This window comes from Xenorhabdus sp. BG5, from assembly GCF_015163665.1.
In the GTDB taxonomy this organism is placed as follows: Bacteria; Pseudomonadota; Gammaproteobacteria; order Enterobacterales; family Enterobacteriaceae; genus Xenorhabdus.
The window spans coordinates 97786-111946 of the sequence record NZ_JADEUG010000005.1; the positions used below are offsets into that span (position 1 = coordinate 97786).

Genomic DNA, 14161 nt, shown 5'->3' on the forward strand with positions numbered 1-14161 from the left:
ATTCGTCCCCGTTGTCAACCACAGAAATTTAGATTGCGTCCGTAGCTCAGTTGGTTAGAGCACCACCTTGACATGGTGGGGGTCGGTGGTTCGAGTCCACTCGGACGCACCAAATATCTGGTTGACAGAAAATAGAATCTTGATGTGCGTCCGTAGCTCAGTTGGTTAGAGCACCACCTTGACATGGTGGGGGTCGGTGGTTCGAGTCCACTCGGACGCACCATATCTAATTCATCACTTCACGCCTTTCTTATACGAGTCACCTTTTTCCGATTTTTTTCATTCCAATCCCCTTTTATACTCATGAACTTGATTGTTACCCAATCTATCTGTGTACTAAAAACTCAATGATGTTTTATTTGCGCAACAACTCTCTGATTTCTTTAATCATGAACCATGGCTATCTCCTCTTTTCTGTATAGAAATCCGTTCAAGCGCTATTTTTTGATTCATTTCACAGAAATTAGTCTCTATAATACGCCTATGTCATGAGTTGAATGGTTTCAGCTAATTAATTTACCGAATCCAGAAAAAATTACAGATGATTAGTCGAACTAAATCCGCATATCTGCACATACCGAACTTCATGCTGAAAAACCATTTGACGCTTACTACTATTCACTTTCGATTGCTACCCGTTTTTCACTATGTTGCGCAACTCAAAACACCAGATGATGCGGGCATAAATGTGAATAGCTAGCGATTCACTCTTTTAATCCATTAAATCAGTAGATAGATTGTCATGAAAAAAACCAAAATTGTTTGTACTATCGGGCCAAAAACAGAATCCGAAGAGAAATTGACCGAATTGCTTAATGCTGGTATGAATGTGATGCGCCTGAACTTTTCTCACGGTGACTACGAAGAGCATGGTCAGCGTATTAAAAACATTCGCGCGGTCGTAGCAAAAACTGGCAAAAAAGCCGCAATCTTACTGGATACTAAGGGTCCTGAAATCCGCACCATGAAGCTGGAAGATGGCAATGACGTCTCCCTTACAGCGGGCCAAACTTTCACCTTTACAACAGATAAATCTGTGATTGGCAATCGAGAGCGTGTCGCCGTGACTTATGTCGGCCTGCCAGAAGATCTGAAACCAGGAAACACCATATTGGTTGATGATGGTTTGATCGCCATGACAGTTAAAGAAACTACCGCAACTGAAGTCATCTGTGAGGTATTGAATAACGGTGATTTGGGTGAAAACAAAGGCGTTAACCTGCCAAATGTTTCTATCAACCTGCCTGCACTGGCAGAAAAAGATAAACAGGATTTGATCTTTGGTTGTGAGCAAGGCGTGGATTTCGTTGCAGCGTCTTTTATCCGTAAGCGTTCCGATGTACTGGAAATCCGTGAGCACCTGAAAGCTCATGGCGGCGAACACATCCAAATCATTTCTAAAATCGAAAACCAGGAAGGCCTGAATAACTTCGATGAAATTCTCGAAGCGTCTGACGGTATCATGGTTGCCCGTGGTGATCTGGGTGTTGAGATTCCTGTAGAAGAAGTTATCTTCGCGCAAAAAATGATGATCGAAAAATGTAATGCAGCTCGTAAAGTTGTTATCACTGCCACCCAGATGCTGGATTCAATGATCAAAAACCCACGCCCTACCCGCGCTGAAGCCGGCGACGTTGCTAACGCTATTTTAGATGGTACTGATGCGGTAATGCTTTCTGGTGAAAGTGCGAAAGGAAAATACCCTGTTGAAGCCGTTTCCATCATGGCAACAATCTGTGAACGTACAGATCGCGTTATGGGCAGCAAAATTGAGCATACCAGGACTCAGAAGCTGCGCGTTACCGAAGCCGTGTGCCGTGGTGCGGTTGAAATTGCAGAAAAATTGGAAGCTCCATTAATTGTCGTGGCAACATATGGTGGTAAGTCTGCAAGATCTATCCGCAAATATTTCCCCAATGCCTCAATCCTTGCGTTGACAACGAATGAAATCACTGCTCGTCAATTGCTGTTGGTCAAAGGTGTTTCCACTCAGATTGTCAAAGAAATCGCCTCTACCGATGATTTTTATCGTATTGGTAAAGAAGCTGCATTGGCAAGTGGTATGGCACACAAAGGAGATATCGTTGTCATGGTTTCCGGTGCATTAGTGCCAAGTGGCACCACAAACACTTCCTCTGTTCACGTGCTGTAAGCTTAAATAAGCTAAACAACAGCACTGTTTAAATTTGGTCAGTACTGAGATCATAAAGAAGCCCATATTTGTATTATGCAAATTGGGCTTTTTATATTTCTACCGTGCACCATCATCATGGTGAACTATTAATATTCTTCTTTCAAAATGTTATTCAGTACAAGAATATTTTACTATTTTCATTCAATTATGTTTAGATCTGCTGATCTTTTACATAACAATAATTCATATTAATTTAACAATATTGATTCAATTATCCTTTTATTATCAAAACAATTAAACAGATAATTCACACTTTGTTTACGCTGAATTTTTTTCGTAGCAAAAATTTATTCTCTTTCTAAAATAGTTTGTGTAATACTTAGATGGCTACTTGGAGATTAACTTAATCTAGAGGGTAATGTGATGAATCGTACTAAAGTGGTATTTGGTGCAGTAATTCTGGCTTCTACTCTGTTAGCGGGTTGCTCAAGCGCAACTAAAGTTGAACAACTCGCTTCTCAAGTTCAAACTCTCGGTTCCAAAGTTGACCAGTTGAGCAGTGATCTCAGTTCTATTCGTTCTGATGTACAATCGGCCAGAGACGAAGCTGCTCGTGCGAATCAGCGCCTTGATAACCAAGTTCGTTCATACAAGAAATAATCTTTATAGTAGGTAGAAATTGTTTGATAACAAATGGCGTACAGTGGTACGCCATTTCTATTTTTGCTTACCACCCTATCTTTCCCAATTTCTTAAGCGTCAGGTTGATAAATTGGCCCTGGTTGATGTAATGGCGGTATCTTAGCGGGTTTAATTTCGAGGCCGATCGTATCCTCAATTGGTCTTAAAATCGTCTTTTCCTCTTGGCTATTTGTAACCCGTCCTGTATTTACCCGCACTGGCATGCCTGAACGACGAATAATGGCTTGATCAACAAGGAATTCATCTGTTTCACGATTATTAATGAACTTCACTAAGCCTTCAGAACGTGGAACTGGCATTGTTTGCGGATCATCAGCCTCTTTATTAGAAAGTGGCTGATGAACTTCCACATAGCGCTTACCATCTGGCTCTATAGCATATTTCACTGGTTCATTAATGACCTGAACACGCGTTCCTCGTGGAACAGTCCGAAACAAATTTTCAATATCGTCAGGCCGCAAACGAATACATCCTGAACTGACACGCATACCAATGCCAAAATCCGCATTTGTGCCATGGATCAGATATTCACCACGCCCAGCGGCCAAACGTAAGGCAAAATCCCCCATTGGATTATCTGGACCTGCGGGGATTACAGCAGGCAAAATAATTCCCCGACTAGCGTAATCCTTGCGAATATTAACGGTTGGTGTCCATGTCGGGTTCTTGATCAATTGGCTGACTGACGTTGTCATTGTCGGCGTGTTACGTCCAAGTTGACCTATCCCAATAGGGTATACAACGACAACATTTTTTCCCTCAGGGAAATAATAGAGCCTAAGTTCGGCCAGATTGATAATAATTCCCTGGCGGGGAGTGTCCGGCAACAACATCTGCGATGGAATAATTAACTCAGTGCCAGGTTTAGGTAAATAGGGATCAACGCCAGGATTTGCTTCCAACATCGCCAATAATCCTATTTGGTATTTGGCTGCAATGGATTCTAGCGGACGTCCATCATCAGGCACAATATAGGCGGAATTTTCGCCAATCAGACGGCTATTAGCAGGAGGCAATGGGTACTCGATAGCATGGGCGATATTAGTCAATCCACTTAACGACAACATGCCAATCAAGAACATGCCGATAACAGTTAAAAATCGCTTCATACGTGCTTCCTGAAAATGATGCTTTGAATGTTTGTGGTTAATTAATAGCCTACTTTGCAGAACTATTCTATCTCATTCGTTGTAATCAAAGCGGGATTTATATCGTCCGGCTGTTCCCGCCAGCCAAAATACTGACAGGAACAAAAACATAACAGGTAGGATATTAAGATAAAACTGCCGTTGTCAGGCGAGACGTGCAGCATAATTGTTGTTGATCATTATAGATATCAATCTGCCAGACCTGATGTGAACGGCCAAGATAAACAGGTTTACAAATCCCTTTAACCATGCCTTCATGAACAGATTTAAGGTGGTTAGCATTAATCTCTACTCCCACCACTTTCTGTTCTCCTTCCGAGCAGAGATAGCCTGCAATCGAGCCAAGTGTTTCAGCCAATACCACAGATGCCCCACCATGCAAGATCCCGAATGGCTGTTTAGTTCGTTGATCGACTGGCATTGTTCCTTCGATAAAATCATCGCCAAGCTGGGTAAATTCGATCCCTACATGTTTTACCATACACTCACCATTCAATTGATTAAGTGTATTTACATCTATATTACGTTTCCAAATCACGACATTATCTCCAATAGGGCTTGTAATGGATGTTTAAGCAGTTTTCCTTCTATACGTTTCACCTGACTGCGACACGAATACCCAGTACTTAGGCAATGTTCTAAGGATAGATTTTTCAGTGTCGGAGCCCATGAAAGTTTGTAGATGCCAATGGATCTCTCCAGGTTTTTCTTTTCGTGACCATATGTACCTGCCATGCCACAACACCCGACATTGACATGATTCAATTGATGACCAAAATGGCAGAAAATATCAGCCCACTGTTTGCCACTATTAGGTAATGCTGTCACTTCGGTACAGTGCCCAAGCAGATACCAGGCATCTCTGGACATTGAATCATCGTTTTTCGCTTGTGACATTTTTTCCGGCAGAATGCTGATTAGCCATTCATGTACCAACTGAACTTTAAAATTTCCCCTCCGTTCACCGAGAATAGCGTTGTATTCATCCCGATAACACAGAACTAAAGCAGGATCGACACCGACCATAGGAATATTCAGGCGCGCTATCCGATTAAGGAAGTCAGCCGTTTTTCCCGCAGTTTTGGCAAATCGATTCAAGAACCCTTTGACGTGCTGTGCTTTTCCATTGGGTGAAAATGGCAATAAGACAGGCTTATACCCCAACTTTTCTGCCAGCAATACAAAATCAGTGACCACTTTCGCATCGTAATAACTTGTAAAAGGATCCTGGACAATCAGCACATGTTGGTCACGCTGTAATGATGACAAGCTTTCCAACTGTTCCAGCGTTGTCCTTGCTGCATAATGACCAGCAAGCTGCTGTTGCAATGTCGGGTAAGAGAGTAACGGCAGATCAGCCATGCCAATGGTATGCTGGCTGATTTTTTGTACCCACGGTTGTTTCAGGAAAAAATTAAATACTCGCGGCGCTTTTGCCATCAATGGCGTACTGTGTTCAACATTAGCCACAATATGATCACGCAATGGGCGCAAGTAACGGCTGTGATACAACGCTAAAAAGCGTGAACGAAACGAAGGGACATCAATCTTGATCGGACATTGTGTTGAACACGCTTTACAGGCTAAACAACCTGACATCGCCTCTTTAACTTCATGCGAAAAATCATATTCACCTCGCCATGCCAGCCAACTATGACGTGTCTTTTCAATCAATCCCCGCAAACTGGGGCGCGCTTGATCCAGCCCATGCTCCAGTAATTTGGGTTCAACCCCTTGTTCTGTCAAAAGCCGCAACCACTCTCTCACCAGGGTCGCCCTGCCTTTGGGGGAATGTATGCGATGCTGACTGATTTTCATTGATGGACACATTGGGCTTCTGACATCAAAATTGAAGCATAATCCGTTACCATTACATTCCATCGCGCCGCGGAATGCAGTCCTTACATTGACAGGAATAGTACGGTCGTAAGTCCCGCGCTTGGCTGCATCAACTTTCATCATTGGCGCATCGACGCCAATTGGTGGACAAATTTTCCCCGGATTGAGTCGATTGAGTGGATCAAACACCGCTTTTATTCGGCGCAGTTCGTTATACAAGGCCTCACCAAAAAAGGCAGGGCTATATTCTGCTCGAAAACCCTTTCCATGTTCTCCCCATAACAAACCGCCATATTTGGCCGTCAAATGAACAACTTCATCAGAAATCTGCTTCATCAAGATTTCCTGCTGAGGATCACACATATCCAACGCAGGACGCACGTGCAAAACACCTGCATCTACATGACCAAACATGCCATAATTCAGTTTATGATTATCCAAAAGCTGGCGAAATTCAGCAATGTAATCGGCAAGATGTTGAGGAGGAACACAGGTATCTTCGACAAATGGAATGGGTTTAGCTGGACCTTTACTGTTGCCTAACAGCCCGACGGATTTTTTCCGCATGGCATAAATGAGCTCAATATCCCTCAAATCATGGCATATCTGATAGCCAATAATGCCCGCCTGATTTTTTTCCATCAATTCATCAAGGCGTAAGCAAAGTTCCTGCAATTGTTGATCAATTTCCTGTTCATCATTACCACTGAATTCGACAATATTCAGGCCTTGCATATCCTTATCAGGCACATCGGTAATCAGTTCCTTCACGGAATGCCAGATGATATCTTCGCGCGCCAGATTAAGTACCTTAGAGTCTACCGTCTCCACTGAGAGCGCCTTGGCTTCGACCATAAAAGGAGCATTACGTAGGGCAGAATCAAAGGAGTCATATTTGACATTTACCAGTCGCCTGACTTTAGGTAACAGCGTGATATCCAGTGTCGCCTCGGTAATGAAGGCCAGAGTACCTTCAGATCCCGTCAAAATACGGGTGAGATCAAAAGACTGCATATCATCGCTGAATACATGGCGTAAATCGTATCCCGTCAGAAATCGATTGAGTTTAGGGAACTTCTCAATGATTAGTTTCCGTTGTTCACGGCAACGTTCCAATACCGTTTTATAAACACGACCAGCTATACTCTCTTCTTGGGCAATCGATTCCGCCAATGCTGTGCTCATAGGACGGGTATCTAACATTTCCCCTCCCAATAAAACAGCACGTACACCCAGTACATGATCCGAGGTTTTGCCATAAACCAACGATCCCTGACCGGAAGCATCTGTATTGATCATGCCACCCAACGTAGCACGGTTACTGGTTGAAAGTTCTGGAGAGAAAAAATAACCGAAAGGTTTTAGATATTGATTAAGCTGATCTTTGATAACACCGGCTTCTACCCTTACCCATCCTTGCTCTGGGTTGATTTCCAGAATGCGGTTCATATAGCGGGACATGTCCACTACAATACCATTGTTAAGTGATTGCCCATTCGTGCCAGTTCCCCCGCCGCGTGGGGTAAATGTCAGAGCCTTAAAACGCTCCTCTTCTGCTATTCTTGTCAGCAGTACGACATCGGCGCTGGAACGAGGAAATACAACAGCTTGTGGTAACAGTTGATAAATACTGTTATCTGTCGCCATAGTCAGCCTATCAGCATAGCTACTAGCGGTGTCTCCAGTAAAACCCGCTTCTTTCAGTGCAGTCAAATAGTTCTGTGCCAGTTCACTGACATGGGGGGCTTGTGATATACGTGGGATCATTGGCTAATTGCCCCTTATTCTAATAAATATCCACATTGCTTTATCTATATACTATCTTGGATAACGTCACTCAGACAATTTTCTACTTCTGAGCAGGCAGGCTTTCAACCATATCACAATATTTATCGATTTTGAGTAACCAATGAAATAACGTTATATTTAGTTACCGTTGTTACTGCCAACACTATTTAATTACCTGAGAAATGATTTCATGGAAAAATCACAATCACACCAAGATTTACCTAAGTTGTTATTCGCTCTATTCTTCATTTTATTGCTCATTACCACCAGCTTTTGGGTCTTAAGTCCCTTTATTTTGGGATTTATTTGGTCAGGAATGGTAGTTATCGCAACCTGGCCATTATTGGAGAAATTACAACAACGATTATGGGGAAAACGCTGGATTGCAGTTTCTATCATGACGTTACTGTTGGTTTTGTTATTTGTTATCCCGATTGCGTTACTTGTCAGCAGCTTGGTAGAAAACAGTGCGCCATTGATTGAATGGGCAAGATCTCCTTCCTCTTTCCAACTTCCACAACTGGAATGGCTCAATCGAGTCCCTGTCATTGGCGAAGATTTATATCTTAAATGGCAGGACTTAATTGCTGATGGCAGTAACATACTGCTCAACAAAATTCCCCCTTACATCGGTAAAGCAGCAACATGGTTTTTTACCCAAGCCGCTAATGCAGGACGTTTTCTTTTCCATCTGGCACTGATGGTCATGTTCAGTGTATTACTTTATTGGAAGGGTGATCAGGTTATGCTGAGTATCCGCCATTTTGCTATCCGACTGGCAGATAAACGCGGTGATGCCGTCGTATTGCTGGCTGCCCAATCGATCCGAGCCGTAGCTCTTGGCGTGGTGGTAACGGCGTTGGTTCAAGCTATTGCGGGCGGAATTGGGCTGGCAATTGCTGGCATTCCGTATCCAATGATATTGACAGTATTCATGTTTGTATGCTGTGTTGCCCAGCTAGGGCCTCTGCTTGTTCTCATTCCCTCTATCGCATGGCTTTATTGGACGGGGGAAACAACTTGGGGAACAATTTTAATTATCTGGAGCCTGATATTAACCACCATGGATGGTGTCCTACGCCCTTTCCTGATCCGTCTTGGCGCTGACTTGCCGATGGTATTAATTCTTACTGGTGTCATCGGCGGGATCCTTTCATTGGGTGTTATTGGGCTATTTATTGGGCCTGTTGTATTGGCTGTTTCTTACAGTTTACTATTGGCATGGATGAACGAAGTTCCTAAACCCGAAGGAAAAATGGCAGATATGGAAAAACATTTCGGGAAAAAGCACGTCAAATAATTAAATAATTGCGCGAAAAAATAGTATTTCGCGCAATTATAAAAATGGTGAATATATCATCAGAACCCCATCTAAAATATAAAGTTATTTTTCGTAAAAAATAAAACCCACCAAGAAAATTGTTGCAAAAAAGTTATTTTCATAAAGTTTATTTTCTAATCTCTGTTTATTAAGAGAATTCTTAATGAATAAACTCACCTATTAAATTAGTATTCACTTCATCGAAACAAATGTTTCCCAGAGTATTGCCACCTCAGCTTATAACGCCATAAGCTGGGTTCAACGAAGTATATATATTGCTGTGTGTAGTCTTTGCCTGTCAGCCCATGATAGGCTTTTTTTTGGCATTCCAAATCATGTAACATAGAATATAAAAGCCTGAAAGTATCTTAACAGACTTTTATATTTGAATTAAATGCTATTAATTATTTTCGGCCAAAGCAATCCACGTTTTCACGACTGTATCAGGATTCAATGATAAACTGTCAATTCCTTCTTTCATTAACCACTGAGCAAAATCTTCATGATCCGAAGGCCCTTGTCCACAGATGCCAACATATTTCCCCTGCCGTTTAGCCGCTTGAATTGCCATGGAAAGTAATTGTTTCACCGCTTCATTACGTTCATCAAATAATTCGGATACCACACCAGAATCGCGATCTAATCCCAGAGCTAATTGCGTCATATCATTTGAACCAATTGAGAAGCCGTCAAAATATTCAAGGAATTGCTCTGCCAACAACGCATTCGATGGAATTTCACACATCATGATGACTTTCAAACCATTCTCACCGCGTTTCAAATCCTGAGAGGCCAACTCCGCTATCACCGCTTCCGCTTGAGCAACGGTACGCACAAACGGGATCATCACCTCAACGTTAGTTAATCCCATCACATTACGCACCCGTTTGATCGCCTCGCACTCCAAAGCAAAACATTGGCGGAAGCTGTCAGAAATGTAACGCCCTGCCCCACGGAAGCCCAGCATTGGGTTTTCTTCCCGTGGTTCATACCTGTCTCCACCCACTAAGTTCGCATATTCATTGGATTTAAAATCTGATAAGCGAACGATCACACGTTTGGGCCAGAATGCTGCCGCGAGCGTTGCAATCCCTTCGGTTAATTTCCCTACATAAAACTCAATAGGATCATCATAACCCACCATCAACGATCTAATTTGCTCTTGCAGCTCAGGAGATTGTTTGGCGTATTCAAGCAGAGCACGAGGATGCACACCGATCATTCGGTTAATAATAAACTCCAGTCGAGCCAAGCCTATCCCTTCATTTGGCAAACAGGCGAAATCAAATGCACGATCAGGATTGCCTACATTCATCATGATCTTCACATCCAATTCCGGCAGTTTATCAATTTGGGAACTCTGAACACTGAAATCTAGTTTATGCTGATAAACGTAACCCGTATCACCTTCCGAACAAGAAATCGTTACCTGTTGACCTTCTTGTAAACGTTCAGTCGCATCGCCACAACCCACAACGGCAGGAATACCCAACTCACGAGCAATAATGGCGGCATGACAGGTACGTCCTCCACGATTAGTGACAATCGCTGCTGCTCTTTTCATGATCGGTTCCCAATCCGGATCAGTCATGTCAGTGACCAATACATCTCCCACTTGAATGCGATCCATTTCACTTAGATTGTGGATAACCTTGACTGTTCCAACGCCGATACGATGCCCAATTGCTCGACCTTCCACCAATACATTACCTTGCTCATTGAGTTGGTAACGTTCCATTACCTGCTGATTTGAGCGGACAGTTTCAGGACGGGCTTGAACAATATATAACTTGCCATTATGTCCATCTTTCGCCCACTCGATATCCATCGGACGGCCATAATGTTTCTCAATTAGCAAAGCTTGTCTGGCCAGCGCTTCCACTTCACTGTCAGCCAAAGAGAAACGATTGCGCAATTCCTCTGATACCGTTTCTATACGCACTTGCTTCCCATGCTCTTTGCTATCTGCATAAACCATACGTATTTTTTTAGAGCCAAGATTACGGCGCACGATTGCAGGGCGATTGTTCTTCAACGTTGGTTTGTGGACATAAAATTCATCAGGGTTTACTGCTCCCTGCACAACCATCTCCCCCAGACCATAAGCTGATGTAATGAACACAACCTGATCAAAACCTGATTCAGTATCAATCGTAAACATCACGCCAGAGGAAGCCAAATCAGAACGCACCATGCGTTGTATACCCGCAGAAAGTGCCACACCACGGTGGTCATACCCCTGATGGACACGATAAGAAATAGCACGATCATTAAAAAGTGATGCAAAGACGTGCTTGATAGCCACCATCACCGCATCAATGCCTTGCACATTCAAGAAAGTTTCTTGCTGTCCAGCAAAAGAAGCATCCGGCATATCTTCCGCGGTGGCAGAAGAACGCACGGCGAAAGAAGCATCAGGCTCGCCTTCAGACAATTGCAGATAGGCATCACGGATATCTTTTTCAAGTTGAGCCGTAAATGGCGTATCAATCACCCACTGACGAATTTGCGCGCCAGTTTTAGCCAACTGATTGATATCATCAACATTGGTTTCATCCAGCAATTGATAAATACGCTGGTTCACACCACTTTGTTCCAGAAAATCATTAAATGCCTGTGCAGTTGTAGCAAAACCATTGGGAACAGACACACCAAGCTCAGCCAGATTGGTGATCATCTCGCCAAGCGAGGCGTTTTTACCACCAACCCGATTAACGTCATTCATGCCTAATTGGTTATACCAGAGTACATTGCTTGAGGTGAGGCCACTATTGGACATTAGAAACTATCCTTTTTACATTCGGAGGTACAAATCGGAAAATGAAAGCTGCACTTCACAGCAAGAAATAGCCTAGCACATTGTCTTGCCAAATATAGAAAGGTGAATCGATCAACCCAACAATATTATTTTATTACAGGTATAATTTGGAAAGGATCTTAAGGGCATATACCAATCTGACTGCAAGATGCGTGTGATTTTATAGAGTTGTGTCAGTTGCAACTTGGAGTTTAATGCGTATAACGATAAAAGAAGAGAGACAATGGTAGAAATCCACCCTTCCCAAACAGCGGAAAATGAAATACTACAACGCAGCGTATTTTTTATTTCTGATGGAACGGCAATCACAGCTGAAGTATTAGGCCATGCTGTGTTATCCCAATTTCCAATTACGATTACTTCCTATACCTTACCTTTCGTGACGAGCAAAACCAGAGCAGAGGAAGTCAAAGATCAAATAAACGCGATATATCAGCAAACCCAAATCAAACCATTAGTTTTTTATTCCATCATTTCAGATGAAGTTAAAAGCATTATTACCCGCAGTAACGGATTTTGTCAGGATATTGTTCAAACATTAGTGGCACCATTACAGCAAGAAATTGGCCTGAAACCCAAACCAGAATTACACCGAACTCACGGCTTATCGAAAAAAAATCTGGGGCAATATGATGCACGTATTGCTGCCATTGATTACACTCTCGCCCACGATGATGGTATTTCATTACGTAATCTTGATCAGGCTCAAGTCATTATTCTTGGCGTATCACGGTGTGGAAAAACACCAACCAGCCTCTATCTTGCCATGCAATTTGGTATTCAGGCTGCAAACTATCCTTTTACCGCAGATGATATGGATAATTTGCAGTTACCCGCCGCTTTAAAATCCTTTCAGCATAAATTATTTGGTCTGACAATTAGCCCAGAAAGGCTTGCTGCTATCCGTGAAGAGCGGCGTGAAAATAGCCGTTATGCTTCGTTACGACAATGTCGGGTTGAAATTGCTGAAGTTGAGGCTTTATTCCGAAAAAATAAGATCAATTACCTGAATACCACTAATTATTCTGTCGAAGAAATTTCGGCCAAAATTATTGACAGCATGGGATTAAAACGCCGTATGTTCTGATTTCAAAACGCAACATACTTAACAATATTTACTCACGACACTTTCTCGCGTAATTATCATGATTGTCTGTTGAATTTGCTGGGGGTTGAGTTATTGTGATTCCCCAGTTATTCCAGACTCTGTCACAATATAAAGTAAAATCCGAGAAAGAAAGTATATGTACAAAACAGATGAGTTAAGAACCCACCGCATTGATAGCCTGATCACACCTAAAGCACTTGCAGAACAATATCCTATATCAGACAAAATCTTACAAAATGTGACATTGTCACGAAAGCGTATTGAATCCATCCTGACAGGCGAAGATCAACGTCTATTGGTTATTATTGGCCCTTGCTCCATTCATGATGTTGATGCAGCTCTTGATTATGCCTCTCGCTTACGCATCCTGCGCGAAAAATACCAGCAAAATCTCGAAATTGTGATGCGAACTTATTTCGAGAAACCAAGAACCGTTGTTGGCTGGAAAGGCTTGATTTCAGATCCCCTGTTAGACGGCTCTTGCCAGATTAATAAAGGGCTCTCTCTTGCCCGCAAACTGTTAATTGATATCAATGAATTAGGTGTTCCGACAGCCACAGAATTTCTGGATATGGTTACGGGTCAATACATTGCCGATTTAATCAGTTGGGGGGCAATCGGCGCCAGAACAACAGAGAGCCAAATTCACCGAGAAATGGCTTCTGCCTTGTCATGTCCAGTAGGTTTTAAAAACGGGACAGATGGCAATACGCTTATCGCTATTGATGCAATACGTGCAGTACGAGCCAGGCATCTGTTTTTGTCCCCAGATAAAAACGGTCAGATGACGATTTATCAAACCAGCGGCAACCCCTATGGACATATTATTATGCGTGGTGGGAAAAAACCGAATTACAGTGCTGAAGATATTGCAGCAACTTGCCACAAATTACATGAATTTCACTTACCTGAACGCTTAATTGTGGATTGTAGCCATGCTAATTGCCAGAAAATTCATCGTCGCCAATTGGATATAGCAAGAAATATTGGTGAACAGATCCAATTTGGCTCAACAGCGATTGCTGGTGTTATGGCTGAAAGCTTTTTAATTGAGGGAACGCAAAAAGTTATTAAGGGAGGATCTTTGACCTACGGCCAATCTATTACCGATCCATGTCTTGGCTGGCAAGACACGGAAGAATTTATCAATATTCTTGATGAAGCCATGAGAAATCGTTCCTGAATCCTTTCCTTATTTTGGCTCCCACTGACTATCGGGAGCCAATCGCTATAAATTTAAATCCTTTAGAATCAAAATATTAACTTAAAATTTCAGGTATAGAAAAAATAGCTTGAAGTTAAC

General features: G+C 42.5%; 9 protein-coding genes and 2 tRNA genes. 7 read left to right on the forward strand and 4 right to left on the reverse strand.

The features are described from left to right. Nucleotides 1-35 precede the first annotated feature (35 nt). From IQ209_RS04500 to IQ209_RS04515, 4 genes are all read left to right on the forward strand, one after another. Nucleotides 36-112, forward strand: a tRNA-Val gene (locus IQ209_RS04500). Between the two features lie 34 nt (nt 113-146). Continuing rightward, nucleotides 147-223 (forward strand) — tRNA-Val (locus IQ209_RS04505). A 519-nt stretch (nt 224-742) separates the two neighbouring features. Next, the gene (gene pykF / locus IQ209_RS04510; protein ID WP_193849392.1) at nt 743-2152 is read left to right on the forward strand and encodes a pyruvate kinase PykF; all 1410 of its coding nucleotides are present in this window, start codon (nt 743-745) and stop codon (nt 2150-2152) included. A 405-nt stretch (nt 2153-2557) separates the two neighbouring features. Then, nucleotides 2558-2794 (forward strand): major outer membrane lipoprotein, encoded by a 237-nt coding sequence (locus tag IQ209_RS04515; protein WP_047770169.1) that lies wholly within the window; start codon nt 2558-2560, stop codon nt 2792-2794. 92 nt (nt 2795-2886) lie between these two features. Here the strand turns inward: IQ209_RS04515 and IQ209_RS04520 are convergent, their stop codons facing one another. The 3 genes from IQ209_RS04520 to IQ209_RS04530 form a co-directional block, all read right to left on the reverse strand. Beyond that, nucleotides 2887-3945: a L,D-transpeptidase family protein gene (locus IQ209_RS04520; RefSeq protein WP_193849394.1), complete on the reverse strand. Its 1059-nt coding sequence runs from the start codon at nt 3943-3945 to the stop codon at nt 2887-2889. A 163-nt stretch (nt 3946-4108) separates the two neighbouring features. Then, complete coding sequence (locus IQ209_RS04525) at nt 4109-4522, reverse strand: hotdog fold thioesterase (RefSeq protein ID WP_193849396.1); 414 nt, start codon at nt 4520-4522, stop codon at nt 4109-4111. Then, entirely contained in the window at nt 4519-7590 is a 3072-nt protein-coding gene (locus IQ209_RS04530; RefSeq protein ID WP_193849398.1) for an FAD-binding and (Fe-S)-binding domain-containing protein, read from the reverse strand. The genes IQ209_RS04525 and IQ209_RS04530 overlap by 4 nt, the downstream gene beginning before the upstream one ends. A gap of 211 nt (nt 7591-7801) precedes the next feature. On the opposite strand from IQ209_RS04530, the gene ydiK reads away from it, so the two are divergent. Further along, the gene (ydiK, locus tag IQ209_RS04535) at nt 7802-8911 is read left to right on the forward strand and encodes an AI-2E family transporter YdiK (RefSeq protein ID WP_193849400.1); all 1110 of its coding nucleotides are present in this window, start codon (nt 7802-7804) and stop codon (nt 8909-8911) included. Nucleotides 8912-9332: 421 nt separating this feature from the next. Here the strand turns inward: ydiK and ppsA are convergent, their stop codons facing one another. Continuing rightward, nucleotides 9333-11711: a phosphoenolpyruvate synthase gene (gene ppsA / locus IQ209_RS04540; RefSeq protein WP_193849402.1), complete on the reverse strand. Its 2379-nt coding sequence runs from the start codon at nt 11709-11711 to the stop codon at nt 9333-9335. Nucleotides 11712-11973: 262 nt separating this feature from the next. Here ppsA and IQ209_RS04545 point away from each other — a divergent pair, with 262 nt between their 5' ends. Continuing rightward, nucleotides 11974-12837 carry a pyruvate, water dikinase regulatory protein gene (locus IQ209_RS04545; protein WP_193849404.1) on the forward strand — a complete coding sequence of 288 codons (864 nt, stop codon included), beginning with the start codon at nt 11974-11976 and terminating at the stop codon, nt 12835-12837. A gap of 157 nt (nt 12838-12994) precedes the next feature. Further along, nucleotides 12995-14041: a 3-deoxy-7-phosphoheptulonate synthase gene (locus tag IQ209_RS04550; protein WP_193849406.1), complete on the forward strand. Its 1047-nt coding sequence runs from the start codon at nt 12995-12997 to the stop codon at nt 14039-14041. The last annotated feature ends 120 nt before the right edge of the window (nt 14042-14161 follow it).

Coding starts and splice junctions, on each gene's coding strand:
- ydiK (WP_193849400.1), top strand. CDS start 7,802: ATGGAAAAATCACAATCACACCAAGATTTACCTAAGTTGTTATTCGCT.
- IQ209_RS04550 (WP_193849406.1), top strand. CDS start 12,995: ATGTACAAAACAGATGAGTTAAGAACCCACCGCATTGATAGCCTGATC.
- ppsA (WP_193849402.1), bottom strand. CDS start 11,711: ATGTCCAATAGTGGCCTCACCTCAAGCAATGTACTCTGGTATAACCAA.
- IQ209_RS04530 (WP_193849398.1), bottom strand. CDS start 7,590: ATGATCCCACGTATATCACAAGCCCCCCATGTCAGTGAACTGGCACAG.
- IQ209_RS04520 (WP_193849394.1), bottom strand. CDS start 3,945: ATGAAGCGATTTTTAACTGTTATCGGCATGTTCTTGATTGGCATGTTG.
- IQ209_RS04545 (WP_193849404.1), top strand. CDS start 11,974: ATGGTAGAAATCCACCCTTCCCAAACAGCGGAAAATGAAATACTACAA.
- pykF (WP_193849392.1), top strand. CDS start 743: ATGAAAAAAACCAAAATTGTTTGTACTATCGGGCCAAAAACAGAATCC.
- IQ209_RS04515 (WP_047770169.1), top strand. CDS start 2,558: ATGAATCGTACTAAAGTGGTATTTGGTGCAGTAATTCTGGCTTCTACT.